At 57.7% G+C, this 25,569-nt stretch carries 21 protein-coding genes; 12 read left to right on the top strand and 9 right to left on the bottom strand.

Going from position 1 to position 25,569, the window contains the following annotated elements; genetic code table 11:
* Positions 1–48: 48 nt before the first annotated feature.
* Both OVA10_RS19005 and OVA10_RS19000 read left to right on the top strand, forming a co-directional pair.
* Entirely contained in the window at positions 49–1,128 is a 1,080-nt protein-coding gene (locus tag OVA10_RS19005; protein ID WP_123429332.1) for a YncE family protein, read from the top strand.
* 63 nt (positions 1,129–1,191) lie between these two features.
* Positions 1,192–3,378 (top strand): TonB-dependent receptor, encoded by a 2,187-nt coding sequence (locus OVA10_RS19000; RefSeq protein WP_123429331.1) that lies wholly within the window; start codon positions 1,192–1,194, stop codon positions 3,376–3,378.
* A gap of 43 nt (positions 3,379–3,421) precedes the next feature.
* Here OVA10_RS19000 and OVA10_RS18995 read toward each other — a convergent pair whose 3' ends face one another.
* A complete protein-coding gene (locus OVA10_RS18995) occupies positions 3,422–4,342 on the bottom strand; it encodes a M14 family metallopeptidase (protein ID WP_123429330.1) in 921 nt (306 codons plus the stop codon).
* A 149-nt stretch (positions 4,343–4,491) separates the two neighbouring features.
* On the opposite strand from OVA10_RS18995, the gene pheP reads away from it, so the two are divergent.
* Positions 4,492–5,886, top strand: a complete 1,395-nt coding sequence (pheP, locus tag OVA10_RS18990; protein WP_107704102.1) for a phenylalanine transporter — start codon at positions 4,492–4,494, stop codon at positions 5,884–5,886.
* A gap of 47 nt (positions 5,887–5,933) precedes the next feature.
* Here the strand turns inward: pheP and fhuE are convergent, their stop codons facing one another.
* A complete protein-coding gene (gene fhuE, locus OVA10_RS18985; RefSeq protein ID WP_268196616.1) occupies positions 5,934–8,072 on the bottom strand; it encodes a ferric-rhodotorulic acid/ferric-coprogen receptor FhuE in 2,139 nt (712 codons plus the stop codon).
* Positions 8,073–8,336: 264 nt separating this feature from the next.
* On the opposite strand from fhuE, the gene OVA10_RS18980 reads away from it, so the two are divergent.
* The 4 genes from OVA10_RS18980 (at position 8,337) to OVA10_RS18965 (ending at position 12,804) form a co-directional block, all read left to right on the top strand.
* Positions 8,337–9,575, top strand: a complete 1,239-nt coding sequence (locus OVA10_RS18980; protein ID WP_268196615.1) for an MFS transporter — start codon at positions 8,337–8,339, stop codon at positions 9,573–9,575.
* A 15-nt stretch (positions 9,576–9,590) separates the two neighbouring features.
* Positions 9,591–10,616: a sugar phosphate isomerase/epimerase family protein gene (locus OVA10_RS18975; RefSeq protein ID WP_268196614.1), complete on the top strand. Its 1,026-nt coding sequence runs from the start codon at positions 9,591–9,593 to the stop codon at positions 10,614–10,616.
* Complete coding sequence (locus OVA10_RS18970) at positions 10,609–11,751, top strand: Gfo/Idh/MocA family protein (RefSeq protein ID WP_268196613.1); 1,143 nt, start codon at positions 10,609–10,611, stop codon at positions 11,749–11,751. The genes OVA10_RS18975 and OVA10_RS18970 overlap by 8 nt, the downstream gene beginning before the upstream one ends.
* A gap of 75 nt (positions 11,752–11,826) precedes the next feature.
* On the top strand, positions 11,827–12,804 hold the full coding sequence (locus tag OVA10_RS18965) for a LacI family DNA-binding transcriptional regulator (RefSeq protein ID WP_102104233.1): 978 nt from the start codon (positions 11,827–11,829) through the stop codon (positions 12,802–12,804).
* 3 nt (positions 12,805–12,807) lie between these two features.
* Here OVA10_RS18965 and OVA10_RS18960 read toward each other — a convergent pair whose 3' ends face one another.
* Together OVA10_RS18960 and OVA10_RS18955 are read right to left on the bottom strand one after the other, a co-directional pair.
* Complete coding sequence (locus tag OVA10_RS18960) at positions 12,808–14,052, bottom strand: mechanosensitive ion channel family protein (protein WP_100777306.1); 1,245 nt, start codon at positions 14,050–14,052, stop codon at positions 12,808–12,810.
* Between the two features lie 78 nt (positions 14,053–14,130).
* Positions 14,131–15,558, bottom strand: coding sequence for an MFS transporter (locus tag OVA10_RS18955; protein WP_248859792.1), 1,428 nt, complete (start codon positions 15,556–15,558; stop codon positions 14,131–14,133).
* A gap of 107 nt (positions 15,559–15,665) precedes the next feature.
* On the opposite strand from OVA10_RS18955, the gene OVA10_RS18950 reads away from it, so the two are divergent.
* Complete coding sequence (locus tag OVA10_RS18950) at positions 15,666–16,544, top strand: helix-turn-helix transcriptional regulator (RefSeq protein ID WP_100777304.1); 879 nt, start codon at positions 15,666–15,668, stop codon at positions 16,542–16,544.
* Between the two features lie 24 nt (positions 16,545–16,568).
* Complete coding sequence (locus tag OVA10_RS18945; protein WP_248859793.1) at positions 16,569–17,612, top strand: DUF2157 domain-containing protein; 1,044 nt, start codon at positions 16,569–16,571, stop codon at positions 17,610–17,612.
* Here OVA10_RS18945 and nfsB read toward each other — a convergent pair.
* The 3 genes from nfsB to OVA10_RS18930 form a co-directional block, all read right to left on the bottom strand.
* Positions 17,609–18,262: an oxygen-insensitive NAD(P)H nitroreductase gene (nfsB, locus tag OVA10_RS18940; protein ID WP_248859794.1), complete on the bottom strand. Its 654-nt coding sequence runs from the start codon at positions 18,260–18,262 to the stop codon at positions 17,609–17,611. The two genes, OVA10_RS18945 and nfsB, sit on opposite strands and share 4 nt — an antisense overlap.
* Positions 18,263–18,381: 119 nt before the next feature.
* A complete protein-coding gene (locus OVA10_RS18935) occupies positions 18,382–18,750 on the bottom strand; it encodes an MmcQ/YjbR family DNA-binding protein (protein ID WP_194512789.1) in 369 nt (122 codons plus the stop codon).
* Complete coding sequence (locus tag OVA10_RS18930) at positions 18,740–19,330, bottom strand: TetR/AcrR family transcriptional regulator (RefSeq protein WP_100777300.1); 591 nt, start codon at positions 19,328–19,330, stop codon at positions 18,740–18,742. The genes OVA10_RS18935 and OVA10_RS18930 overlap by 11 nt, the downstream gene beginning before the upstream one ends.
* 191 nt (positions 19,331–19,521) lie before the next feature.
* Between OVA10_RS18930 and OVA10_RS18925 the strand changes: the two genes are divergently transcribed.
* Entirely contained in the window at positions 19,522–20,625 is a 1,104-nt protein-coding gene (locus OVA10_RS18925; RefSeq protein WP_268196612.1) for an MBL fold metallo-hydrolase, read from the top strand.
* A 35-nt stretch (positions 20,626–20,660) separates the two neighbouring features.
* The gene (locus OVA10_RS18920; protein WP_020885132.1) at positions 20,661–21,002 is read left to right on the top strand and encodes a RamA family antibiotic efflux transcriptional regulator; all 342 of its coding nucleotides are present in this window, start codon (positions 20,661–20,663) and stop codon (positions 21,000–21,002) included.
* A gap of 55 nt (positions 21,003–21,057) precedes the next feature.
* On the opposite strand, the gene OVA10_RS18915 is transcribed toward OVA10_RS18920, so the two are convergent.
* Positions 21,058–23,202, bottom strand: coding sequence for a TonB-dependent siderophore receptor (locus tag OVA10_RS18915; RefSeq protein ID WP_268196611.1), 2,145 nt, complete (start codon positions 23,200–23,202; stop codon positions 21,058–21,060).
* A gap of 123 nt (positions 23,203–23,325) precedes the next feature.
* Between OVA10_RS18915 and OVA10_RS18910 the strand changes: the two genes are divergently transcribed.
* A complete protein-coding gene (locus OVA10_RS18910; protein ID WP_123429321.1) occupies positions 23,326–24,894 on the top strand; it encodes an alpha/beta hydrolase-fold protein in 1,569 nt (522 codons plus the stop codon).
* On the opposite strand, the gene OVA10_RS18905 is transcribed toward OVA10_RS18910, so the two are convergent.
* Complete coding sequence (locus tag OVA10_RS18905) at positions 24,880–25,128, bottom strand: DUF1158 domain-containing protein (RefSeq protein WP_268196610.1); 249 nt, start codon at positions 25,126–25,128, stop codon at positions 24,880–24,882. The two genes, OVA10_RS18910 and OVA10_RS18905, sit on opposite strands and share 15 nt — an antisense overlap.
* Positions 25,129–25,569 lie beyond the last annotated feature (441 nt).

Below are 25,569 nucleotides of genomic sequence, written 5' to 3'. Positions count from 1 at the left end.
CGCAGTTTCCCGCCTGATTCTCTTTTTGAACGGTAAAGGATGTTCCTGATGACAAAAAAATTGTCCGCGCTGGCGCTGCTTGTGGCTGCCTCTCTTTCCGGCTGCGCCGCGCAGCATGCCGCCAAACCTGCCCCTGAAGCCCACACCGCCGTAACCGCGCCTGCTGAAACCGGCGTGGTGAAGCGTGAACTGGCCGACGGCTTATACGAAATGGTGCTCAGTCCGAAAGGCGATGCGCTGTATGTCGCAAGCGCCGAAGGGTTTAAGGACGTGCAGGGCGGGGTGATCTACAAACTCGATCCCACTACGCTCAAAACCATTGGCCGCAGCCATACGGATCTGAAAAACTTTGCGCTGGCGATATCAAAGGATGGCAGCACCGTCTATGCAACCAACTCGCTGGACGGCGGCATCAGCGCCATCAGCACCGCGGACGGCAAAGTGAAAAATCGTCTGCTGTTCACCGAACGCAACAAAGAAGGTTTCCCGTACGGGGCGCGCCAGGTGCTGCTCCATGACGGCACCCTTTACATCGGCGGTGTCGCCGATCCGGCAGTGGTCTGGGTGGTGGATGCCGAAACGCTCAAGCTGAAAAAAACCATCAAAAATGCCGGGCAGTGGGTGACGGGGCTGCTGTGGTCTGAGCAGACTCAGCGCATATACGTGGCTAACGGCGGCGGCGAAATCCTGATTATCAATCCGCGCAACAATCGCATCGAAAAACGCTGGAAACCGCTCGGCGACAAACCGGCGCTGCTGCTTAACCTGGCAGAAGACAAGGCCACGGGTCGCCTGTTCGTGACCGATAACTCCAAAGCCAAAACCACGCTGGTGCTGGATATCCACACCGGCGAAGTGATTAAGCAGCTCGATGTGGGCGATTCGCTGGCGGTGAAATTCAACGCTAAACGCAACGAGCTGTACATTACCCAGCGCGAAAGCGGAAAACTGCTGAGCCTGGATGCCACGACCTATGCCGTCAAACAGAGCTGGGATCTGCCTCCGAATCCAAACAGCCTGCTGCTGTCGGAAGATGGCCAGACGCTGTACGTCACCGTCAAACAGGCGTTCAACAAAGACCACTCCACGAACGGACCGGACAGCGTTGTCAGAATTTCACTGAAATAAACCTCTTATAAATTATCAGGCCCGGCGACGGGCCATTTTGCGCGTATGTTGAACGAGTTAATCATGAACAACACCAGAATGAACAAAACGCTGCTGGCGCTCGCCATCGGCGCGGTTACGCACTCCGCCTTTGCGGCGGAGACCCCAAAAGAAGAGACCCTCGTGGTGCAGTCTGCGCCGGCCAGCGATTTCAAACCGGGCGGCGATCAGCTGGTGCCCGCCTTCCTTGACGGACAGGTCGCCAACGGTGGCCGCATGGGGATGCTCGGCCAGCAGAACGCGATGGACGTGCCTTTTAACATCATCAGCTACACCTCGAAGCTGGTGGAAGATCAGCAGGCCAAAACCATTGCCGATGTGGTCGCCAACGATGCGGGCGTGCAGTCGGTGCAGGGCTACGGCAACAGTGCGGAAAGCTATCGCATTCGCGGCCTGAAATTCGACGGCGACGACATGACTTTTGGCGGACTCTCCGGCGTGCTGCCGCGTCAGGTGGTCGATACGCAGATGGTTGATCGTATTGAGATCTTCAAAGGTGCCAACTCCCTGATGAACGGCGCGGCAAGCTCCGGCGTCGGCGGGATGATCAACCTTGAGCCAAAACACGCGGGCGACACGCCGCAGGCCAAAATTGGCGTCGATTACACTTCTGATTCGCAGATTGGCACCACGCTGGACGCCGGTCGGCGCTTCGGGGAGAGTGACCAGTTTGGCGCACGCGTGAACCTGGTCCACCGCGAAGGCGAAGCACCGGTTGCCAACGACCGCCGTCGCACCACGCTGCTCTCTACCGGGCTGGATTTCAAAAGTGACAACTTCCGCACCTCACTGGACATGGGCTATCAGAAGAAAACTTTCCATGGCAGCGAAACGGGCGTCAACATTTCCGGGGTCGATTTCGTGCCGACGCCACCGAAAAACGATCGTAACTACTCGCAGAAATGGGCCTACAGCAATATCGAAAACGAATTCGGCATGTGGCGCAGCGAGTACGACATCACCGATAGCTGGACGGCTTACACCGGACTGGGTGCGCAGCACGCCCACGAAGAGGGGCTGTACAGCGGCGCGAAGCTGATGGATAAGAGCGGTAACGCCACGGCAACACGTCTGGATACCAATCGCATCAGCGACGCCGTGAGCGGCATGGCAGGCATTCGCGGTAACTTCGATACCGGTTTCGTGTCGCACAAGGTCAACGTGGGCTACTCCGCAATGACCAAAAACGAAAAAATCGCGTGGAAGATGTCGGCGGCAGCGGATAACCCGATCACCAACATCTATCACAATACCGGCGTGGATAAACCTGACAGCAGCAACTTCAATGGCTCCGGCGGTAACTATAGCGATCCGTTGACCAGCGGCCGCACCCGCACTCAGGGCTGGTTGCTCAGCGATACCCTTGGCGTACTCGACGACAAACTCTTGTTTACCGCTGGCGCGCGCCATCAAAAAGTGGTGATTCGCGGATACAACAAAATCACCGGTGCGGAAAACGACGCCGATGGCTTTGACGGCAGCCGCTGGATGCCAACCTACGGCGTGGTCTACAAACCGTGGGACGAACTTTCGCTCTACGCTAACCACACCGAAGCGCTGCAGCCGGGTAAAACCGCGCCAGACACCGCGACTAACTACGGGCAAAGCACCGGGATTGTTCACTCGAAGCAGAACGAAGTGGGTGTGAAAGCAGACTTCGGACGCGTGGGCGGTTCTTTGGCCCTGTTCGAAATCAAAATGCCGTCGGCGATCCTCGACAGCGTGACCAAACACTACGGTCTGGATGCCGAGCAGCGTAACCGCGGCGTGGAGCTGAACGTGTTCGGCGAGCCGATGCTGGGAATGCGTCTGAATGCCAGCGCCACCTGGCTGCAGGCAGAAATGACCAAAACCAACAACGGCCTCAATCAGGGCAACAAGGTCATCGGCGTACCGAATTTCTATGCGGTGCTGGGGGCGGAATATGACATCAAACCGATCGACGGCCTGACGGCGACCGCGCGCGTGAACCACTCCGGCTCTCAGTACGCGGATCTGGCGAACAGCAAAAAACTCGACAGCTACACCACGTTGGATCTGGGCATGCGCTATCGCTTCGCGGTAAACCATAACCAGAATCAAATGACCGTGCGTGCCGGTATCGACAACGTGACGGACGAAAACTACTGGGCAAGCGTGGACGATTCCGGAACTTACCTGTTCCAGGGCGAGCCGCGTACCTTCAAAGTTTCCGTCGGCTACGAGTTCTAAGTTTTACCCTCGTTATCAGGGGCACGGATGCCCCATCCATTTCTTAAGCGTGCGCCAGCGCAAACGCAATTGCGGCGTGAACGGTCACAATCTGCGCGCGCGTACAGGCCTCTGGCGTGGTGCCGGGGCTGTCGGGATAAACTTCCGTGGTGGTGGTAAACGGCGCGCCGGTAAGGGTGGCGCACAGATGATAGGCATGAATGTCATATTCCACCACGCCCTCGCTGACGACGGTGAACTCCATCATTTTGCCATTCTCATCGGCAGGGGCGATATGGGTGACTTTCTTCACGGCGTCGATAATCGCCTGCTGGAAATCCAGGCGTGAATTCTGCGTATCGCTCACCAGATAGTAGCCATCGGGAATTGTCCCCGGCTCAAATGGCAGTCCGTCGCGCGCGGCCTTTGCCGGTCGGAACTCGCTCTCATCGCTGTCGGTGGTTTCGTGCAGATCAACGTGCAGCAGGAATTTGCCTTTCAGCGGGGCGGTTAACGCCATCAGCGCGCGGGCTTCTTCGCCTTCCCCTTGTGGCCAGAACTGGCGGTTGGTATCCACGGCTTCATAGGTCCAGCGAGTGATATGCTCGTAGGCCCACGGGCTGACGCACGGCACCACCAGTAGATTGATTTTCCCCGCATACTCATTTTCATACTCCGCCAGGAAGTTCAGCGCGCCCATCACGCCACTGGTTTCGTACCCGTGAACACCGCCGGTAATCAGCGCGACGGGAAGGTTGTCGTCCCAGTGGTGTGATTTCACGGCCATCAGCGGGAAAGTCTGGTCGCCGTAGTGTAATTCGCCGTACTGACTTACGTCGTAGCGAGGCTTCAGGGCGGTGATCGCGTCAAGCACGTCCGTCTGATAGCTGCGAAAACGCGTCTGGTTCTCGCGCCACTGCTGTTTTTCCGCCGCAGTCCATGGCTGGCCTGGCGTACCGATAGGGTAGAACTGTTTCTCAGTCATAGGTCACTCTGTCAGTGTAGGGTTCTCAACATCATACCCAGCCGCGCTTTTAAATTCATATGGGTATTTGAGCCGGGCCTGCAACTTGCTCCTGCTGACCCGAAGTGTTAAAAGGTGCCCCTTCCAATAAAAATACACAGGGGTCAGACGTGAAAGACGCGTCATCCGCTTCAGACAATGCGGTTTCTGAAGCCTCGTCGGAACAGACACCGACGCTGCAACGTGGTTTGCAAAATCGACATATTCAATTAATTGCCCTCGGCGGCGCGATTGGTACCGGACTGTTTCTCGGCATCGGGCCAGCGATTCAAATGGCCGGGCCTGCGGTACTGCTGGGATACGGCATTGCGGGCGTGATTGCCTTTCTGATTATGCGCCAGCTTGGTGAAATGGTCGTCGAAGAGCCGGTTTCTGGCTCTTTCGCCCACTTTGCTTACAAATACTGGGGGCCGTTTGCAGGCTTCCTGTCCGGCTGGAACTACTGGGTGATGTTCGTGCTGGTCGGCATGGCTGAACTCACCGCCGCGGGCATCTACATGCAGTACTGGCTCCCGGATGTCCCGACGTGGATCTGGGCCGCCGCCTTCTTCATTATTATCAACGCCGTAAACCTGGTGAACGTGCGTCTGTATGGCGAAACGGAATTCTGGTTCGCGCTGATTAAAGTGCTGGCGATTATCGGCATGATCGGCTTTGGCCTGTGGCTGCTCTTCTCCGGGCACGGGGGCGAGCGTGCGAACATCGATAACCTGTGGAAACACGGCGGTTTCCTCGCGACCGGCTGGAACGGACTGATTATGTCCCTGGCGGTGATCATGTTCTCCTTTGGCGGGCTGGAGCTGATTGGGATCACGGCGGCAGAAGCGCGCGATCCGCACAAAAGCATTCCGAAAGCGGTCAACCAGGTGGTCTACCGTATTCTGCTGTTTTATATCGGTTCGCTGGTGGTTCTGCTGGCGCTCTACCCGTGGGTAGAGGTGAAATCCGACAGCAGCCCGTTTGTGATGATTTTCCATGATATGAACAGCAACCTGGTGGCATCGGCGCTGAACTTCGTCATTCTGGTGGCTTCGCTCTCGGTCTATAACAGCGGCGTCTACTCTAACAGCCGCATGCTGTTTGGCCTCTCCGTGCAGGGTAACGCGCCGAAGTTCTTAACGCGCGTCAGCCGTCGCGGGGTACCGGTCAATTCGCTGCTGCTCTCCGGAGGCATTACCTCGCTGGTGGTGCTGATCAACTATCTGCTGCCGAAAGAGGCCTTTGGCCTGCTGATGGCGCTGGTGGTGGCTACCCTGCTGCTGAACTGGATCATGATCTGCCTGGCGCACCTGCGCTTTCGTGCGGCGATGCGTCGTAAAGGACGTGAGACGCAGTTCAAGGCGCTGCTCTATCCGGCGGGTAACTACCTGTGTATCGCGTTTCTCGGCATGATTCTGGTGCTGATGTGCACCATCGATGACATGCGTCTGTCGGCGTTCCTGCTGCCCGTGTGGGTGGTATTCTTGTTTGTGGCCTTTACCTTATCGCGCAGTAAAGCGCGCTAACAAAAAGCCCGCCAGCGGAACCGCAGGCGGGCTTTCACATCATCTCATCAGAACAGATAACTCATACTCACTGAGACACTTCGCGGTTCGCCATACACCGCCGAGTCGTCGAGATACGAGTAATATTCCCGGTCAAACAGATTGCTGACGTTGGCCTGCACCGCCAGCTGTTTGGTCAGCTGATACTTCGCGAACAGATCGACCAGCGGGTAGCTGCCCTGGTACAGGCGCTGGGTTTCGCCATCCGGCCCGGTTACGTCTTTATACACCCGGTTTTGCCAGTTCACGCCGCCGCCGACCGTCAGGTCCGGCAGTACCGGCACGCGATAGCGGCTGAAGAGTTTGAGCTGGGTCTGCGGTGCATAGCTGTTGAAGCGGCCATCCGTATCGGTGGCGACGTAACGCGTGGCGCTGAAGGTCAGCTGCAGATCGTCTGTCACGGCGCCGTTCACTTCAAACTCGGCCCCTTTGCTCACCGCCCCTTTAGTTGCGCGATAGGCCTGCTCGCTTGAGCCGTTGACGAACTCTCCGCTGATCGCCTCCGCCGCGTTTTCCTGCTCGATACGGAATACCGCAACGTTGGTGGTCAGGCGACCGTCCATCCAGTCGGCTTTCAGGCCGGTTTCGTAGTTTTTGCCGGTTACCGGCGACAGCCACGCGCCATCTTTGCTGCGCTTGGTCTGCGGCGCGAAAATCGAGGTGTAACTGGCGTACGCCGAAAGCGCGTCGGTGATATCGAACACCAGGCCGCCGTACGGAGTGGTGTTGTATTTACGCATATCGCCGCTGCTGCCGTTGGTGCTGTATTGGGTGTAACGCGCGCCTAAAATCAGCGACAGGGGATCGGCCAGCGACAGGCGTGTCGCCGTGTAGGCCGATTTCTGACGCACGATGTCATCGGCGTTTTGATACCAGTCGCCCCACGCCGGTTCCGCCACGCTCCCATCCCAGTTGTTGTTAAAGATACCCACGCTGTCCATCGGGCCATCCTGACTGAAGGTAGCGTTATGCTGGCGGCTGTAGCTGGCCCCGGCCATCAGCTGGTGCTGGCGGCCAAGCAGTTCAAACGGGCCGCTGGCGTAGGAGTCAAAGGAGTCGAGGGTGCGTTTGCCGCGATCTTTGCTCCCCCAGCCGCTCGCGCCGTCGCCCGTGGTCGCGTCCGGATTGCCCATCACATAGAGCAGCGTATCGTTAAAGTTCTGCTCGCCGTGGGTGCCGTTGAAGCGCACCGACCAGCCGTTATCCCAGCTGTGGGAGAGGTTCGCGAACACCTTGCGTGATTCGATGGAATAGCCCGTCCAGTCCGCCGAGGTGTTGACGTTGCGATCGTAGTGGGTGCGCGAACCGTTGCTGTAGAGGCTCGGCAGGCCGCCCCAGGTCGGGTTGGCGGTGTTGGTCTGCTGATAATCCCAGCCGAGTGAAAGGGTGGTGTGGTCCGTAAGATCCGCATCCATCACGCCGTAGAGAAATTTTTTGCGTTTACCGTAGCGATCCAGCCAGCTGTCCTGATCCTGATAACCGGCGATCACCCGTCCGCGCAGGCTGCCGTCAGCGTTGAGCGGGGCAGAGAGATCGGCGACGTAGCGCTGCTTATTCCAGCTGCCATAGCTGGCGCTGACGTTGCCGGTTACGGTTTTGCTGTCGGCGTGTTTACGCACCATATTCACCGACGCCCCCGGATCGCCCGCACCGGTCATCAGTCCCGCCGCGCCGCGCACCACTTCGATACGATCGTAAATCGCCGTATCTTCTGTCGCATCGCCAAAGTTCCACGCGTCGCCCATGGACGTCGGGATGTCATCGTAGGAGAAATTGGTGATCTCAAAGCCACGGGAGAAATAATTCGAGCGCTCGCTGTCGATCTGCTGCGACGACACACCGGTGGCGTTGGTCAGCACCTCATCGATGTTTTGCAGGTCCTGATCCTTCATGCGCTGCTGCGTTACGACGCTCACCGACTGCGGGATATCGCGCGGGGCGAGCAACATTTTGGTCCCTGCGCGCGTGGTTTTAACCGCGTAATCCTGCTGCTCATCCACCGTGGTGTTTGCGTCGCCATAAACCACCATCTCCTGTTCGCTTTTGTTCTCTGCCGCCAGCGCCGGGTGAACGACGGTCTGGATTGCCAGCGCGATAAGTGAAACCGCAAACGGTTTCGTGATTTCCTTGCCATTAAAAGAGGTCATGTTTCCTGTCCGGAAGAGTTGTTATGTGATTTTTTGAATGAGAATCGGAATCATAATTATTTAATTAATTAAGCGCAGACTAATTTATCGGCCAAATGTAACTAAATATTAAAATGTGGAGAAAGCGTGGGAGAAGGGGGCGGAAATTTAGATCGTGACCGTTCTCGCAGTTCTGTTTTGATCCGCAGGATCTTTATTTTGTAATCGATTACTTTTTGATTGACGATGTTTGTAATCGATTACTTTTTAAGTGTGAGGCTTATCATGGTGTCAACAACTGAAAGTAGTGGAAAGGCGATAGCCCAGCATCGGCTGCTGGTGCCGCGGCTGTCGCTGATGATGTTCTTACAGTTTTTTATCTGGGGAAGCTGGTCGGTCACGCTCGGGCTGGTGATGACTCAGCACAACATGTCCCTGCTGATTGGTGATGCGTTCTCCGCCGGGCCCATTGCTTCGATTCTGTCGCCGTTTGTGCTCGGGATGCTGGTGGACCGCTTCTTCGCCTCGCAGAAGGTGATGGCAGTGATGCACCTCGCTGGCGCGGCGATTCTGTGGTTCGTGCCGGGGGCGCTGATCGCGGAAAACGGCGCGCTGCTGATCGGCCTGCTGTTTGGCTACACGCTCTGCTACATGCCGACGCTGGCGCTGACCAACAACATCGCGTTTCACAGCCTGGCGAACGTCGACAAAACGTTCCCGGTGGTGCGCGTCTTCGGCACCATCGGCTGGATTGTCGCCGGGATTTTCATCGGCGTGACCGGCGTGGCGTCCAGCGTGACCATTTTCCAGGTCGTGGCGGTAAGCTCCGTTCTGCTGGCGCTCTATAGCCTGACGCTGCCGCACACGCCAGCTCCGGCAAAAGGCATGCCCGTTGCCGTGCGCGATCTGTTCTGTGCGGATGCGTTCGCACTCCTGAAAACGCGCCACTTCTTTATCTTCTCCCTGTGCGCGATGCTGATCTCCGTTCCGCTGGGCACTTATTACGCGTACACCGCCTCCTATCTCGCCGACGCCGGTATCCGGGATGTCAGTACCGCCATGTCCTTCGGGCAGATGTCCGAGATCGTCTTTATGCTGGTCATCCCGCTGCTGTTCCGCCGCCTCGGGGTGAAATACATGCTGTTGATTGGCATGCTGGCGTGGTTTGTGCGTTACGCCTTCTTTGCGCTCGGCGTCAGCGAAGAGGGGCGCTTCCTGCTCTATCTCGGCATTTTGCTGCACGGCGTGTGCTATGACTTCTTCTTTGTCGTCGGCTTTATCTACACCGACCGCGTGGCGGGCGAAAAGGTAAAAGGCCAGGCCCAGAGTATGGTGGTGATGTTCACCTACGGCATCGGCATGCTGCTCGGCTCACAGATTTCTGGCGCACTGTATAACAGCCTGGTGGCGGGGCAGGCCGTGCCGCAGGCGTGGGTCACATTCTGGTGGATCCCGGCGATAGCTGCCGCCGCGATCGCGCTGATTTTCCTTATCGCATTCAAATATGATGAAGATAAGGCGTAATTTTCTGGAGGTGTTATGAGGACGATTAAGGGACCGGGCATTTTTCTGTCGCAATTTATTGGCGAGCGCGCGCCGTTTCACTCCCTCGACGGGCTGGCGGGCTGGGCGGCGGCGAAAGGCTATAAAGCGCTGCAAATCCCCTGCAACCATCCACAGATTTTCGATCTGGAGCAGGCGGCGAACAGCCAGACCTACTGCGATGAGATCACCGGGATACTGGGCGGGCATGGGCTTGTCATCAGCGAATTATCCACCCATCTGGAAGGGCAGCTGGTAGCGGTCAGTCCGGTCTACGGCGAGGCCTTTGACCACTTCGCGCCGCCTGCGGTGCGCGGTAACGACGCGGCGCGCCAGGCGTGGGCAGCCGCCAAAGTGAAACAGGCCGCTGCGGCGTCGGCGAAGCTTGGATTAACCGCCCACGCCACCTTTTCCGGTTCGCTGGCGTGGCCGTTTTTCTACCCGTGGCCGCCGCACAACGAGCAGCGTTTTCGCGATGCCTTCACAGAGCTGGCACGCCGCTGGCGCCCGATCCTCGAATGCTTTGAGGAGCACGGCGTCGATCTCTGTTTTGAGCTGCATCCGGGGGAGGATCTGCACGACGGCGTAACCTTCGAGCGCTTCCTCGCGCTGGTCGACAACCATCCGCGCTGCAACATTCTCTACGATCCGAGCCACATGCTGCTGCAGCAGATGGATTACCTGTCGTTTATCGATATCTATCACGCACGCATCAAGGCGTTTCACGTCAAAGACGCCGAGTTTCGCGCCAACGGACGCAGCGGCGTTTACGGCGGCTATCAGCCGTGGATTAACCGCGCCGGGCGTTTTCGCTCGCTGGGCGATGGGCAGATCGACTTCAAGGGTATTTTCAGCAAGCTCACACAGTACGATTACGACGGCTGGGCGGTGCTGGAGTGGGAGTGCTGCATGAAAGACGGTGACGTGGGGGCGAGCGAAGGCAGCGAGTTCATCCGCCGCCACATCATTCCGGTCTCTGGCCGCGCATTTGACGATTTCGCCGCAGGAGGCGCGCATGATTAACGTCGGGATCGTCGGCAGCGGCTTTATCGGCCCGGCGCATATCGAGGCCCTGCGTCGGCTGGGTGTTGTGCAGGTCGTCGCCCTGTGCGACGGCTCGCTTGAGCAGGCGCAGGAAAAGGCGCGGGCGCTGAATGTGCCGCATGCCTACGGCAGCGTGGACGAACTGCTTGCCCATCCGGGATTGCAGGTGGTTCACAACTGCACGCCCAACCACCTGCACGCGCAGATTAACCGGCAAATTCTGGCAGCGGGCAAACATGTGTTCTCTGAAAAGCCCCTGTGTATGACGCCGGAAGAGGCGCGGGAACTGGTGGATCTGGCCGGGCAGGCGGGGGTGATCCACGGCGTGAGCTTTGTCTATCGGCACTTCGCGATGGTGCGCCAGGCGGCGAGCATGATGCGCGAGGGGAGCGTGGGGCGGCTGTTTGCCTCGCACGGCAGCTATTTGCAGGACTGGATGCTGCGGGAGACCGACTACAACTGGCGCGTCGATGCCGCTCTCGGCGGGGCCTCGCGGGCGGTGGCGGATATCGGTTCGCACTGGTGCGACACGGTGCAGTTTGTCACCGGACGACGCATTGTCGAGGTGATGGCCGATCTGTCGATCGTCTGGCCGACGCGCAAGGCAAACGTGGCGGGCAACCAGACCTTTACCCGCCAGTCCGACGCCGTGTATGCGGATAAAGCCGTCACAACGGAGGATTTTGGCTCTGTCCTGTTCCGCTTTGACGACGGCAGCAAAGGCAGTTTCAGCGTCTCGCAGGTCAGCGCCGGGCGCAAAAACCGCCTCAGTTTTGAAATCAACGGCAGCGAGCGTTCTGTGGCCTGGGATCAGGAAATTCCGCAGCAGCTGTGGATCGGGTATCGCGAGCAGGCAAATCAGACGTTGTCAGACGATCCGGGCCTGATGAACGCAGATGCCGCCGACAGCGCCCACTTCCCCGGCGGGCACATCGAAGGCTGGCCCGATGCGTTCAAGAATATGATGGCGCAGTTCTATCGTGCCGTGCAGGCAAATACCCTGCCCGAGAAGCCGCTTTTTGCGACCTTCCACGACGGCGCAAACGTGATGTATATCATTGATGCCATTGTTAAAAGTCACCAACAGCAGCGCTGGATACGCGTTGAGCGGTAACGTGCTGCCCGGTTCGCCGGGCAGCAAAATTATGTTAGCCTGATGAAAACGCTAACTGCAGGATGTGCCGTCGTTATGTCAATTCAGAAAATCGCTAAGCTCGCCGGTGTCTCGGTGGCGACCGTGTCGCGCGTGCTTAACAACAGCGACTCGGTGAAAGCGAAGAACCGCGAGCGCGTCTTGCAGGCGATTAAAGAGAGTAACTACCAGCCCAATCTGCTGGCGCGCCAGCTTCGTACCGCGCGCAGCTACATGATCCTCGTGATGGTCTCGAACATCGCCAACCCGTTCTGCGGCGAAGTGGTGAAAGGTATCGAAGAAGAGGCCGAGAAAAACGGCTATCGCATTTTACTGTGCAATTCCGGCTCGGATCTGCAACGGTCGCGCTCCGGCCTGAGCCTGCTGTCGGGCAAAATCGTCGACGGCATCATCACCATGGACGCGTTCTCGAAACTGCCGGAACTCTCCGCCCTTATCGGCAGTGCGCCCTGGGTGCAGTGCGCGGAATACGCCGACTCCGGCACCGTTTCCTGCGTGGGCATTAACGATGTGGACGCGTCGCAGCACGTGGTCAGCCAGCTGGCGGACGGCGGGCGTCGACGGATTGCGCTCATTAACCACGATCTCAGCTACAAATATGCCCGCCTGCGCGAGCGCGGCTACAAAAGCGTGCTGCATCTGCGCGATCTCGAGTATCAGGTGGTGGAGTATGCGAGCGATCTCAGCTCCAGCGCGGGCATGGCGGCAATGAATAAACTGCTGGCGAACAACCCGCCGGATGCGGTGTTTGCCGTATCGGACACCCTGGCAGCGGGTGCTCTGCGCGCCATCGAACAGGCCGGGCTGCGGGTTCCGCAGGACATCGCGGTGGTCGGTTTTGACGGCACGGAGCTGTCGGAGATGGTTTCCCCGCCGCTCAGTACCATCGAACAGCCGTCGCGGGATATCGGGCGCAAAGCGGTCGATCTGCTGCTGAATAAAATCGATAACCCGGATGCGCCGACGGAAAGGGTGATGATGGACTGGCGCTACGTGGCGCGCGCCAGTACCTGAGGGTTATTTCGCGAACGCGCCCGCCAGCGAGCGAATATCGTTCCCGGTGGGCGACTGATGAATTCGCAGGCCAAACTCTTCGACGACTGCGTAAATATGGTCGAAAATGTCTGCCTGAATGGATTCATATTCCGCCCAAACCACGGTATTGGTAAACGCATATATCTCAATGGGTAAACCATTGGCGTCCGGTGCCAGCTGGCGCACCATCAGGGTCATATCTTTACGAATACGCGGATGGTTGCGCAGATATTCATTCAGGTACGCACGGAATGTACCAATATTGGTCATTTTGCGCAGATTTAATACCGATTCCCCTTCACCATTTTCCTGATTCCAGAGATGAATTTCTTCGTGACGCGCCGCCATATAGGGCTTCAACAGTTTCGCCTGAATTAAACGCTGCTGCTCGTGCTCATCAAGAAAATGAATGCTGGTGGTATCGATGCTCAGGCTGCGCTTAATTCGCCGTCCACCGGAGGCTGACATGCCGCTCCAGTTTTTAAAGGAGTCCGACACCAGCGCCCAGGTAGGAATGGTGCTGATGGTGTTATCCCAGTTGCGCACTTTCACGGTGGTCAGGCCGATATCCGTCACCGCGCCATCCGCGCCGTATTTCGGCATCTCCAGCCAGTCGCCGAGTTTAAGCATGTCGTTCGCCGAGAGCTGAATACCGGCGACCAGGCCCAGAATCGGATCTTTAAAGACCAACATCAGTACCGCAGCCATCGCGCCAAGACCGCTGATCAGAATCGCCGGAGACTGACCGATCAGCAGGGAGATCATCAGAATGCCGACCAGGATCGCACTCACTAACTTCACGCCCTGGAATATTCCTTTGAGCGGAAGCTGAGAGGCGGTTGCCAGCTTTTGCGACAAATTGAAGATCACATCTAATAACGAGAAGAAGGAGAGAAGGGCATAAACCATGACCCACAGTCGGGCGCAGGTGGTTAATATTTCAGCCGCTTCGCTGCCTTTTTGTAACCACAGCGCCGCCTGAACGTTGACGATTATCCCCTGAAGGGTAAAGGCCAGGCGGTGAAATAACTTATTCTGGGTAATGATTTGCAGCCACAAATGTGAGCTGGCCTGCGCCCGTTTTTCAAACAGACGCAGCACCACTTTGTGCAATATCAGATGGACAATAACGGCGGTGAGTAAAATGATGCCAAAGATTAACACCAGCGAAGTGGTGTGATTAATTTCAATTCCAAGCTCTTCAACCTGAGCAATTAATTCCTGCATAACGTCTCCTGAATATCCTCCTTTTATCATGACGGCTGCGTGTTTATTATGCAACCCGCGACGCTATGCAGGTGGTGTCTATGATGCGGCAGGCAGCGGGCCGGCCTCCAGGCGGTGGCGCAACCACAGGGCAATGCCGCCAAGCGCCAGCATCATCACCACTTCAATACTCAGAAAACCGATCATCGCCTGCGGGTAATGGCCGCCGTTGTGACGCGCAAAGGTCAGGAACAGGGTGCCAAGAATGGCGGGGCCGAGACCGAGCGTGGCCTGTTGCAGCGTGCTCAAGATAGCGCTTCCCGCGCCTGCGTCGCAGCTGCTGATATCACGCATCCCAATCCGGTAAAAACTGTTGACGATCAGCGCCTGGCCATAGCCAATCAGGATTGTGGCGGGGGCCAGCGTCAGCGCCGTATTTGCCTGGCCGAAGCGCCAGAAGGTGGCGATCAACAGCAGCAGGCCCGCGATCTGTACCGTCAGGCCGGTCATCAGAATGCGCCCCATGCTGTAGCGGGCAATCAGTTTTGGCGCGTACCAGGCGGAGACAAAATAGGCCACGCCGAGGGCGATAAAGCTATTTCCCGACTGCCACGGCGCCATCCCCAGCCCGGCCTGCATGGTCAGTGCCATGCAGAACATAAAGCCTGACCAGGCGCTGAAAAAAAGCAGGGCGATCACCATCCCAAAGCGGATGCTGGTGAGTTTCAGCAAACGCGGGGGCAGCAGGGGATGTTCGCCGCGCTGCTGCTTACGCAACGCGCTGGCGCGCATCCACAGCATCAGCGGAACCACCGCGATCAGCGCCAGTTGCAACACCAGCGGCCAGTGGAGTTCCGGCCCGAGCGCCATCGGGAACAGCAGGCAGCACAGGATCATTGCCAGCAGGGTGGTTCCCTGCCAGTCGATGCGCGACGGCGTTTCGCGGCGAGTTTCCGGCACGTAGCGACGGCTCAGGGCCAGTACCAGCAGGCAAATCGGCACGTTGATAAAGAACGCGTTTCGCCAGCCCAGCCCGGCGATATCCGCCGACACCAGCCAGCCGCCGCCCATCTGGCCGACGATAAACGCAATTCCGCCGATGCCGCCAAACAGACTGATGGCTTTGGCGTGGGCCGTGCCTTTCAGGGTGACGTGCAGCGTGGCGAGGATTTGCGGCACGATCAGCGCCGCGCCTGCGCCCTGCAATACGCGAGCGCCCAGCAGTTGCTCCACGCTTCCCGCCATGCCGCACAGCAGCGATGCCGCGCCAAAGGCGGCCACGCCCCACATAAACAGACGGCGGCGGCCAAGGTTATCGCCAAGCTTACTGCCCAGCGCGAGACAGACGGCGAAGGCCACGCCGTACAGCGCCACAATCAGCTCCAGTTCGGTGGCCGTGGCGTGCAGTGAGTGGGTGATCGAATCCAGCGCCACGTTGGTGATTGAGGTATCAATCAGCGGCAGCATCTGGCCTGTAAGCAGCAATATCAAGCCTGCGCGACCCGGTGAAACAACAGACGTATTCATGGTGACTCCATTGCGTCATTCAGCAGATGGACGTAGCATCGGTGATAATAAAAACGGGTACCAGTTCTTGCTTATACTGGTACTGGCACTACCACGCAGGGGGCCGTATGACGCTGATGACCGAACCCACTTCCTCTTTGCAGGACGACAACCGCAAGCAGCTCGGGGCTTTTTTACGTGCGCGCCGCGAAAGCCTTGATCCCCAGCGGCTGGGCCTGCCGCGCAGCGGTCGGCGCCGCACGCCGGGGTTGCGTCGTGAAGAGGTGGCGATGCTGGCGGATGTGGGGGTGACCTGGTACACCTGGCTTGAGCAGGGCAGGGACGTCAATCCCTCCAGCGCCGTCATGGTGGCGGTGGCGAAAGCCCTGCAATGCACCGCCACGGAAACGCGCCATCTGTTTGTGCTGGCGGGACTGCCGCCTGGCGAAGCGCCGCAGCAGACCGTGTGTGAGGGGATCAGCGAAGGCACGCGGCGTCTGCTGGATACGCTGATGCCGAAACCGGCCAGCATCCAGAAACCGAACTTCGACATCGTGGCGTGGAACGACAGTTTTGGTCATCTGATGGGGGTGGATTTCAACGCCATTCCGCCGGAAGATCGTAACTGCATCTACCTCTTTCTCACCCATCCGGCGTGGCGAAGCCGACTCGGCAAACGCGATGACGTACTGCCGATTTTCGTCTCCTACTTCCGCGCGGCAATGGCCGAGCATCGCGGCGAACCGCAGTGGGAAGCGCAGCTGGCGCGCTTCTTTGCTGTCTCCGCAGAGTTCGAAGCTCTGTGGCACCAGCGCTATGACGTGCGCGGCGTGGAAAATCAGCTGAAACTCTTCAGCCATCCGCAGCTGGGGGATTTTCAGCTTCAGCAGATGTACTGGTACTCCGCTCCGCGCAACGGCTCGCGGCTGCTGGTTTATCTCCCGGTGGACGACGCGGGCGAACATGCGCTCACGTGGCTGGCGGAACAGGCTGTTATACTCAACTAAATTTCACTCATTCAGGGACAGAACATGAACGTGACTCGCAAACAGGAACGCCTGCTGCGTCGGGCGCTCGTCGAATGGGAGCAGGAGGGCGCGCTCAGTGCCGATGAACACCAGCGGCTGGCGGGCACCCTCAAACGCGTGGCGATGGACTGGCAGCGACTCAGCCGTTACGCCTTCTGGACCGCGCTGGCCTGCGTGATGATCGCCTTCGCCAGCCTGTTTGCTGACAGCGAGCTGATGGAACGCATCATCGCCTTTTTCTCCTTCTCTTTCGTTGCCCGTATCGGTCTGCCCGCCGTGCTGGCGGTGGCCTTTTATCTCTGGGGATTCAGCCGCCAGCGGCGAGAAACCCAGTGGCACTACAGCACCGAAGCAATTCTGTTTCTCGGCGTTCTCTTCACCGCCATTGCGCTCTGGCAGCTGGGCGAGCGGCTGGATAACGGCAGCGGGCATATCGCGCCGCTGTTCCTTGCGGGCTGCGTGGTTTACGGGCTGGTGGGCTTCTTTGGGCGCTCGGGGCTGGTGTGGCTCTTTTTCCTGCTGTCGCTCGGCAACTGGTTTGGGGCTGAAACCGGGTATATGTCCGGTTGGGGTGCCTACTGGCTGGGAATGAACTACCCGGTGCGGTTTATCTTCTTCGGCGGGGCGCTGCTGGCGCTGTGCTGGTTGCTGCGGACGATGTTAATCAAACGTCACTTGTACACCACCAGTAAAGCGATGGGGCTGACGTACCTGTTTGTGGCCCTGTGGATCATGTCGATTTTTGGTAATTACGATATCGACAGCTGGTATGGTGTCACCCGCGCCGCGCTGCTGCCGTGGGCGCTGCTTTTCGCCGTCGCCGCCATTGTCTGTATTTATATCAGCCTGAAAACCGACGACGGCATGCTGCGCGGTTTTGGCCTGACGTTTCTCGCCATTAACCTCTATACCCGCTATTTCGAATACTTCTGGGACGGGATGAATAAAGTGATTTTCTTCCTGATTCTGGCGGCGTCGCTGGCGGTGATTGGGCGTTATGCGGAGAGAATTTGGCACGCCGGAAACCAGCGTGCCCATGTCGATTAGCACTCAGTAATAATCGTGCTCAACGGCAGTCGAGATTTTGGCAGAGAGGCGTTGAAATCTTCCACGCTGTGATGGCCGACCGGCACAACGACCAGGCTGGTGAAGCCCTGCGCTTTCAGGCCGAACTCTTCGTCGAGGATGGCGGCGTCGAAACCTTCAATCGGCACCGCGTCCAGACCTAGCGCACCCACGCCCAGCAGGAAGTTACCGACGTTCAGGTAAACCTGTTTGGCCATCCACTGATCGTCATCTTTTAGATCGACGCGATGCATGTCGGCAAAGTAGCAGCGGCCCTTGTGGTTTGCGGCTTTCGCTTCTGGGGTCGCAAAACGCCCGTCAGCTTCTTCCTGATCCACGACGCGCTCCAGCCACGCATCGTCCATCGCGGTTTTTGCGCAGAAGACGACGACGTGGGACGCATCCAGCATTTTACGCTCGTTGAACACGTAAGTGCCTGCCGCTGATTTTGCCACGCGCGCTTTGCCCTCTTCGGTGCTGGCGACGATGAAATGCCACGGCTGTGAGTTGGTGCTGGACGGGCTGAACTGCAGCAGCGTTTTAATTTGTTCTGCCTGTTCTGCGGTCAACTTTTTGGTGGGATCAAATGCCTTGGTCGAGTGACGCTTCAGGGCAACTGAAATGATATCCATAACAACTCCTGGTCAATAAATTCGCCGTCTGCGGGCGAGAAAAGAGAGCAGATTACAAGGACTCACGGGAAAAGATAAGTGCCAGATATGCGCTTATACTGTTCGTCTGACGTGAACAATCAGGCAGGGCGAATGCGCTTCTGATCTTTTTTCGGCAGCTTATCCACCACCAGATTCCACGAGTCGAGAACCAAATCCGCCACCAGTTCTGGCGTGATATCGTCGGCTTCGTAGAGGGAGATCCAGTGTTTTTTGTTCAGATGATAGCCGGGTTCGATGCCGCGATAGATCTGCTGGTTGAGCAGTGACTTTTCCGGATCGGATTTCAGGCTGACATGGGGCCGCCCGTGGGCGACCGCCATCAGCATGAAGATCTTCCCGTTGATCTTAAACACGTCATATTCCGGGCCAAAGGGCCAGCAGTGCTCGGTGAAGGGCAATTCCAGCGCGACGCGTTTGGCGCAGGCCTGCAGGGATTTACTGTCCATTCACATCCTCAATGGCGAGCGCGCGCCACATGGATTCAAAGCCAAGGGATTTAAAATCACTGGCGCGGGACGGGTCGCGGGTGGCGAATTCCATCGTCGTTTCGGCAAGCGATAAGAAAATCGCATCGCCGAAGGTGCGAAACTCATCGGACATAAACACCTGGCGCACGGAGCGACGGCACAGCTCGTGCAGTTCCGGGAACATCTCATGCACCGCCTGCTCCGTTTCGGCGTTGATCTTTTCACTCACGCCGAGCTGGCGGATAGCGCCGTGGGCGACAGGGTTGCGAATCCCCCAGTCCACATAGCTGTTCCAGATATTGCGGGTATGTTCTTTCGGGGTGTTAATGGCGCGGTCCAGGTTTGCCAGCATGGTCTGGCAGAGATCCTGTTTCAGGTGCAGATAGAGGGCATTCAGCAGGTCGTCTTTAGTAGCAAAATAGCGAAACAGCGTGCCTTCAGCGACGCCCGCGTTACGGGCGATAAGCGCCGTCGATGCAGCAATCCCTGACTGCGCAAATGCAGCGGTTGCTGCCTCCAGTAACGCCTGTCTTTTATCTTCACTCTTCGGACGTGCCACTAAAATTCCCCTCCTGTCAATGTGTAAAACCCTGATTGAAACATGCTCTTTGCCACGCTGCAACGCGGAATGTCAAAGATCGAAAACGTCTTGACGACTTTATCATCATATCTATAATGAGTGCTTACTCACTCATAATCAAGTTCAACCCGCGCAAACCAACGGAAGGGGGCGCGTATTCGGGTCAGGATATGAAAAAGCCTCTTCTTCTTAGCGTGGTGTTTGTCATGATTATTGCTTCAGCGGCGAGTTTGCCCTTTGTGTTAAATGCCGGATTCGGCCAGCCGCCGCAGGGCGCACAGCTCAGTGAAGTGGAGGCCTCGCCACACTACCGCGACGGACAGTTCCACAATACGCTGCCGACGCCGGGCTACAACGGCGACAAAAATATGCTGGTGGCGATGTGGGAATTTCTGGTCAGCAAAACGGAAAACGCCCGTCCCGCTCAGCCGTTGCCGCTGGTGAAAACCGATCTGGCGGCGATTCCGCTGGAGCAGGAGACGCTGGTCTGGCTCGGGCATTCGTCGTGGTATCTGCAGCTGGCGGGCAAACGCATTCTGATCGATCCGGTCTTCAGCAACTACGCCGCGCCGTTTTCGTTCCTCAACAAAGCCTTTGCCGGGGAATATCCGTGGCGCGCGGAAACGATGCCTGAGATCGACCTGCTGATCATCTCGCACGATCACTACGACCACCTCGATTACGCCACCATTAAGGCGCTGATGCCGAAGGTGAAGCGTGTGGTCACGCCGCTCGGCGTCGGGTCGCATCTGCGCTACTGGGGAATGGACCCACAGATTATCGACGAGCGCGACTGGAATCAGTCAGTGCGCATCAGCGATGAGCTGACGGTACACGTGCTGCCCGCACGCCATTTCTCTGGTCGAGGGCTCAAACGCAATCAAACCCTGTGGGGCAGCTTTATGTTCGTCACGCCTGAGCAAAAGGTCTACTACAGCGGCGATTCTGGCTACGGCCCGCACTTTAAAGCCATTGGTGAGCAGTTCGGCGAGGTCGATCTGGCGATCATGGAAAACGGACAGTACGACCAGGACTGGAAATACATTCACATGTTGCCGGAAGAGACCGCGCAGGCCGCCGCCGATATCAACGCTAAAGCGGTGGTGCCGGGCCATTACGGACGCTTTGTGCTGGCAAAACACAGCTGGAACGACCCGGTAATTCAACTGACGCGCGCAAGCCAGGATAAAAAGTATCGTCTGCTGACGCCGGAGCTGGGCGAGCCGGTCAGGGTGAATGATACGACGCAGCAATTTCGTGAGTGGTGGGAATAATGTTTAACCGACAAGCAGTCGAGGGGGAGAGCAGCATGACTATTTCCGCTCAGGTCATCGACACCATCGTTGAGTGGATCGACGACAATCTACATCAGCCGCTGCGCATTGAGGAGATCGCCCGTCACGCGGGGTACTCCAAATGGCATCTACAGCGGTTGTTTATGCAGTACAAGGGTGAAAGCCTGGGGCGGTACATTCGCGAGCGCAAACTGCTGCTGGCAGCGCGTGATCTGCGCGAGTCCGACGAACGGGTGTATGACATCTGTCTGCGCTACGGGTTTGATTCCCAGCAGACATTTACGCGGATTTTTACCCGCACCTTTAATCAGCCGCCGGGTGCGTACCGCAAAGAGAATCACAGCCGCACGCATTAAAAAACGTGTGAGTTATATGCCGGGTGCGGCGGTGCCGCCACCCGGCAATCGCTTACTACCAACGATAATTCACCGTCGCCGTCACCGTACGACCAATCCCGTAGAAACACGCCGTATCGCTGGCGCAGGACGCCACATACTTGGTATCCGCCACGTTATTGACGTTGAACTGCACGCTGGCCCCTTTCAGGCTGCTGTTCAGCTCGCCCAGCTCATAGCTCATCATCGCGTCATACAGATCCACCGAGGCCACTTTGAAAGTGTTTTTCGCATCGCCATAGCTGGTGCCGATGTAGCGCATCCCCACGCCCGCCGTCAGGCTTTTCAGCGCTCCGCCAGGCACGGTGTAGCTGGCGAAGGCCGACGCCATGTGTGCCGGAATACGCGCCGGGGTTTTGCCTTCGGTGCCTGCCACCGTGGTGCTCTGCGTTTCCGCATCGGTGTAGGTATACGACCCGATGAGGTTAATGCTCTCCATCAGCGTTGAGTGGATCTCGGCCTCCACCCCTTTGGAGCGCACTTCGCCCGCGTTTTCGAACCAGCCCTGGGCGCTGTTGTAGGTCGCCACGTTGCTCTGGGTCAGATCGTACAGTGCCAGGGTCATCAGCGTGGAATCGACCGGCTGATACTTCAGGCCGATTTCCGTCTGCTTGCCGGTCGTCGGTTTAAACGGTGCCACGCCCGGTGCACGGTTGGTTTGCAGGCTCGGCTCGAAGGAGGTGCTGTAGCTGACGTACGGCGAGAGACCAAAGTCGAACGCATAGAGCAGCCCGGTGCGCCAGGTGAACTTGTTATCGTTCTGCTGGGTCGGCGCGCCGCCGGTGAAATCGGTAGTCCGCACTTCGGTCCAGTCGTAACGCCCGGACACCAGCCACTCCCAGTTGTTCCAGCTCAGCTGATCCTGCAAATAGACGCCCATCTGGTCGAGGTTTTGCTGCTCGTCCGTCGCGGTGCTGAACGTGCTCTCATCGACGTTGATGCCATATACCGGCTTCGTCCAGTCGAGGTCGTACTGTTTGCCCATCCCGCGTTCCAGCAACTGCTTATCTTTGCTGGTTTTGTAGTCCAGCCCGCCGAGCAGGGTGTGGCTCACATCGCCGGTAGTGAACAGGGATTCCAGCTGGTTATCGAGACCAAACTCGTTGGTGGTGCGCTCTTCATGCTGGGCGCGGCGGGTCAGCACCGTGCTGTCTGCCGCGCTGTTGGCGTACACCAGATAGCGATATTTCTGCTTGATGGAGGCGTAGCGGGCGTTCTGGCGGAAGGTGAGGTTATCGGCGAACTGATGTTCCAGCTCGTAGCCGATCATCGTCTGCTCGCGCCACGACTGGTTGTAATCCGGATCGCTGACGTTAAAGTCGCGCGGAATGTAGCGCCCGTTGGCGCTGGTCACCGTGCCATAAGCGGGCAGGAAGTTGCGATAGCCCGCGTCAGGATCTTTCTGGTAGCTGGTCAGCAGGGTAAAGCGCGTCTGATCGTTAGGATACCAGGTGATCGCCGGGGCAATCGCCATCCGCGTCTCTTTGTAATCCTCCACCTGGTTATGCTGCGTGCGGGCTATTCCGTTCACGCGATACAGCACGCGCCCATCGTCGCTGAGCGGGCCACCGAAATCAAACGCCCCTTCGGCGAGATCGTGATTGCCGGTGCGGAACTGCACGTTATGGACAAGCTCACTGGTCGGGCGCTTGCTGGTCATGCTGATCAGCCCGCCAGGGTTGACCTGACCAAACAGCACTGAGGCCGGTCCGCGCACCAGCTCGACGCGCTCCAGCAGCCACGGATCCACGGTGCCGGTTTGCGAGGAGGCCGTCGCGCCGTAGCTCAGCCCGTCGAGGAATTTCGGCACGTAGCTGAAGCCGCGCACGAACACTTCATCGTTACGGTTGGACGAGCCGCGGTATTCCGTAAACACCCCGGCAGAGTAGCGCAGGGCCTGTGACACGGACGTGACATCCAGCTGCTCCATCTGATCGCGCGTAATGACGGAAACCGACTGCGGCGTTTTCACAATATCGGCACTGGTTTTGGTCGCCGAAAGGGTCTTCGTCGCCACGATCCCCTTCACCGGAGCGGTCGGCTCCTGGCTGATACTCTGCGTGACCAGAAGCGTTTCTTCATTTGTTTCTGCCTGAGCCGCCACGCTGACGCTGGCCAGACTCAGCAACCAGAGTTGCATTATCTTATTATTTTTAAACATTTTTATTAAAATCCCTTAATTGCTATCGCCATAAAAACACCCTAATAACGGCGTAGATGATATTGCAAATTATTACCATTTGCATTAGCGTTGCTAACAAATTTTGCAGGGGAACGAGTCGGTATGAAAAGGGCGTGGAGTGGGTTGCTGTTAGGGATAAGTACGCTGCCAGCACTGGCGGCAACGTGCGAGCATCCTTCCATTCAGGGGGAACAGAAAGGGAAATTCGATGCCAGCGGCGAGGTCTGTTTCGTCCTGCCCGCGCTCGATGAAAACTACGTTTCCGCGACGCTGAGCGGTGTAACCGATGCCAGGCTGCTGGACGGGCAAAACCGCCGTATTCGTACGCTGATTGAAAAAGGTCCCAGCGATGGCGAGCACTCACTGCTGTTTGCGCTGCCGGTGCAGCAGAGCACGTCTCTGGTGCTGCACGGGGAAGAGGGCAAGCCGTGGCGCTTTACGTGGCGGATGAAAGAGACGTCGCCACTCCCGCGCACGCAGATGCTTGAGCCAGAAAGCCCGACGCTGCAAACGCTGGCTAAAACGGTTGCTGCCGGTGGAGATACGCATGCGTTCTGGCAGGCGCAAATTCGGCAGGGAACGCCGATGGTGGAGCCGGTCGATGCCAGTCACAAGCGCGTGACGTTCTTATGGCGCGGCGCGCGGGATAACGTTTTTCTTCTCGGGTCGCCCGCAGGCGATCACGATCCGCTGTTTCGTCTTGGCAAAACCGACGTCTGGTTCCGCAGCTACGTGGTGCCTGCGGATACGATCATGCAGTACAAACTGGCACCGGACGTGCCGCGCGTGGAGGGCAGCGCACGCGATCAGCGCCGCGCCATTCTGGTGAGCGCGCAGGCCGATCCGCTCAATCCACAGACCTACGGCGATCAGCAGGCCGATCGCTGGAACCGCTATTCGCTGCTCGATCTCAGCCCCGCGCGCTACTGTTCTGCGCAGGCCGCCGCGCAGCCGCTTACCCATGGCTCGCTGACGCGCCAGCCGTTTACCAGTCATATCCTCGGTAACGCGCGGGAAGTGATGATTTACAAACCGCGCGGCGCACAGCCCGCACGCTGGACGCTGATCCTGTTCGACGGGCAGATTTACCAGGATGAGTACCATTTTGCCAATGTGCTCGACGGACTGATCGCCCGCCATCACCTGCCGCCGATCAACGTGGTGTTTATTGATAGCCTCGATCACGCCCGTCGCGGTAAAGAGCTGCCGCCGAATCCGGATTACGCCGATTTTATGGCGCAGGAGCTGCTGCCGTGGCTGCGCGGGCAGGGGATTGCGTTACAGCGGCAAAAGACGGTGCTGGCGGGATCAAGCTACGGCGGAATTGCGTCGTCCTGGGTAGCGCTGCGCTATCCGTATCTGTTCGGCAATGTGCTGAGTTTGTCGGGGTCGTACTGGTGGGCACCGAAAGAGGACGCGCCGGGCTGGCTCACGCGTCAGTATCAGCAGTCGCCAACGTATCCGATTCGCTTCTGGCTGCAGGCCGGGCGCTTCGAAACCTCCGGGCCGGGCGGGGGGATCTATCGCAATACGGAAAAGTTTGAGCAGGTATTACGCCAGAAAGGCTATCGCGTGAGCTTCCATCCGTGGTCCAGCGGCCACGATTACGCGGCCTGGTGCGAAGCGCTGATCCACGGAATGCGCGATTTCACGGGGCTACGCGGTCAGTGAAAACCAGCGGCGCCAGATGAAACGCAGGACGAAAAATTCGATGGCGCCGAGCAGGATAAACCACAGACAGAACACCAGAGTGTAGAGCTGGTTCAGATCCATCAGATGAAACAGAGCGACCAGTTTCTGCGCCAGCGCCAGTCCGAATGATGGCGCGGGAAGCAACAGGCAGGAGAGCAGTGCCATCAGCAAAATGCCTCCTGCCATTAACAGCGATTCTAACGGGTGTTTCATATCAATGTTAATTGTCAGTTAAAAAAGTTATTGTCCGGCATCCTGCAACGTAAAGCAATATCATCCCGAAATTCACTTTCCTGATAAAAAAAGAATAATTATTCCGGGAATATTCCTGATTTAATTAAACCTCGAATGAATGAATTCAATTATTCTGTGGTTATGTAAATAACTGTCATCATCAGGCGAATAATTTTACAAACGTATATGTGCTGTATCCAATTAACGTCGCAATAACAATGGCAACAACTATGTACAAAGCCAGGCGGCGCCCGCGATAAATCCCAAACATGCTCTCTCCTCGTTTAGATTGCGTTTAGAAATATTTTGTAAAAATCATCTCATCGAAATATTGAATGTGTGTTTTGAATAAGCCGGCGCTAATTATATTGCGGCAGAACAATTTACACCGCAAGAATTAACGCCATAAAAAATGAATTT

The sequence above is a fragment of the Lelliottia sp. SL45 genome (assembly GCF_026672535.1).
Lineage (GTDB): Bacteria > Pseudomonadota > Gammaproteobacteria > Enterobacterales > Enterobacteriaceae > Enterobacter > Enterobacter nimipressuralis.
Note: the sequence above shows the minus strand (reverse complement) of the source record. Positions and strands in the feature narration are given on the sequence as shown.

Coding starts and splice junctions, on each gene's coding strand:
- OVA10_RS19005 (WP_123429332.1), top strand. CDS start 49: ATGACAAAAAAATTGTCCGCGCTGGCGCTGCTTGTGGCTGCCTCTCTT.
- OVA10_RS19000 (WP_123429331.1), top strand. CDS start 1,192: ATGAACAACACCAGAATGAACAAAACGCTGCTGGCGCTCGCCATCGGC.
- OVA10_RS18995 (WP_123429330.1), bottom strand. CDS start 4,342: ATGACTGAGAAACAGTTCTACCCTATCGGTACGCCAGGCCAGCCATGG.
- fhuE (WP_268196616.1), bottom strand. CDS start 8,072: ATGACCTCTTTTAATGGCAAGGAAATCACGAAACCGTTTGCGGTTTCA.
- OVA10_RS18980 (WP_268196615.1), top strand. CDS start 8,337: ATGGTGTCAACAACTGAAAGTAGTGGAAAGGCGATAGCCCAGCATCGG.
- OVA10_RS18975 (WP_268196614.1), top strand. CDS start 9,591: ATGAGGACGATTAAGGGACCGGGCATTTTTCTGTCGCAATTTATTGGC.
- OVA10_RS18970 (WP_268196613.1), top strand. CDS start 10,609: ATGATTAACGTCGGGATCGTCGGCAGCGGCTTTATCGGCCCGGCGCAT.
- OVA10_RS18965 (WP_102104233.1), top strand. CDS start 11,827: ATGTCAATTCAGAAAATCGCTAAGCTCGCCGGTGTCTCGGTGGCGACC.
- OVA10_RS18960 (WP_100777306.1), bottom strand. CDS start 14,052: ATGCAGGAATTAATTGCTCAGGTTGAAGAGCTTGGAATTGAAATTAAT.
- OVA10_RS18955 (WP_248859792.1), bottom strand. CDS start 15,558: ATGAATACGTCTGTTGTTTCACCGGGTCGCGCAGGCTTGATATTGCTG.
- OVA10_RS18950 (WP_100777304.1), top strand. CDS start 15,666: ATGACGCTGATGACCGAACCCACTTCCTCTTTGCAGGACGACAACCGC.
- OVA10_RS18945 (WP_248859793.1), top strand. CDS start 16,569: ATGAACGTGACTCGCAAACAGGAACGCCTGCTGCGTCGGGCGCTCGTC.
- nfsB (WP_248859794.1), bottom strand. CDS start 18,262: ATGGATATCATTTCAGTTGCCCTGAAGCGTCACTCGACCAAGGCATTT.
- OVA10_RS18935 (WP_194512789.1), bottom strand. CDS start 18,750: ATGGACAGTAAATCCCTGCAGGCCTGCGCCAAACGCGTCGCGCTGGAA.
- OVA10_RS18925 (WP_268196612.1), top strand. CDS start 19,522: ATGAAAAAGCCTCTTCTTCTTAGCGTGGTGTTTGTCATGATTATTGCT.
- OVA10_RS18920 (WP_020885132.1), top strand. CDS start 20,661: ATGACTATTTCCGCTCAGGTCATCGACACCATCGTTGAGTGGATCGAC.
- OVA10_RS18915 (WP_268196611.1), bottom strand. CDS start 23,202: ATGTTTAAAAATAATAAGATAATGCAACTCTGGTTGCTGAGTCTGGCC.
- OVA10_RS18910 (WP_123429321.1), top strand. CDS start 23,326: ATGAAAAGGGCGTGGAGTGGGTTGCTGTTAGGGATAAGTACGCTGCCA.
- OVA10_RS18905 (WP_268196610.1), bottom strand. CDS start 25,128: ATGAAACACCCGTTAGAATCGCTGTTAATGGCAGGAGGCATTTTGCTG.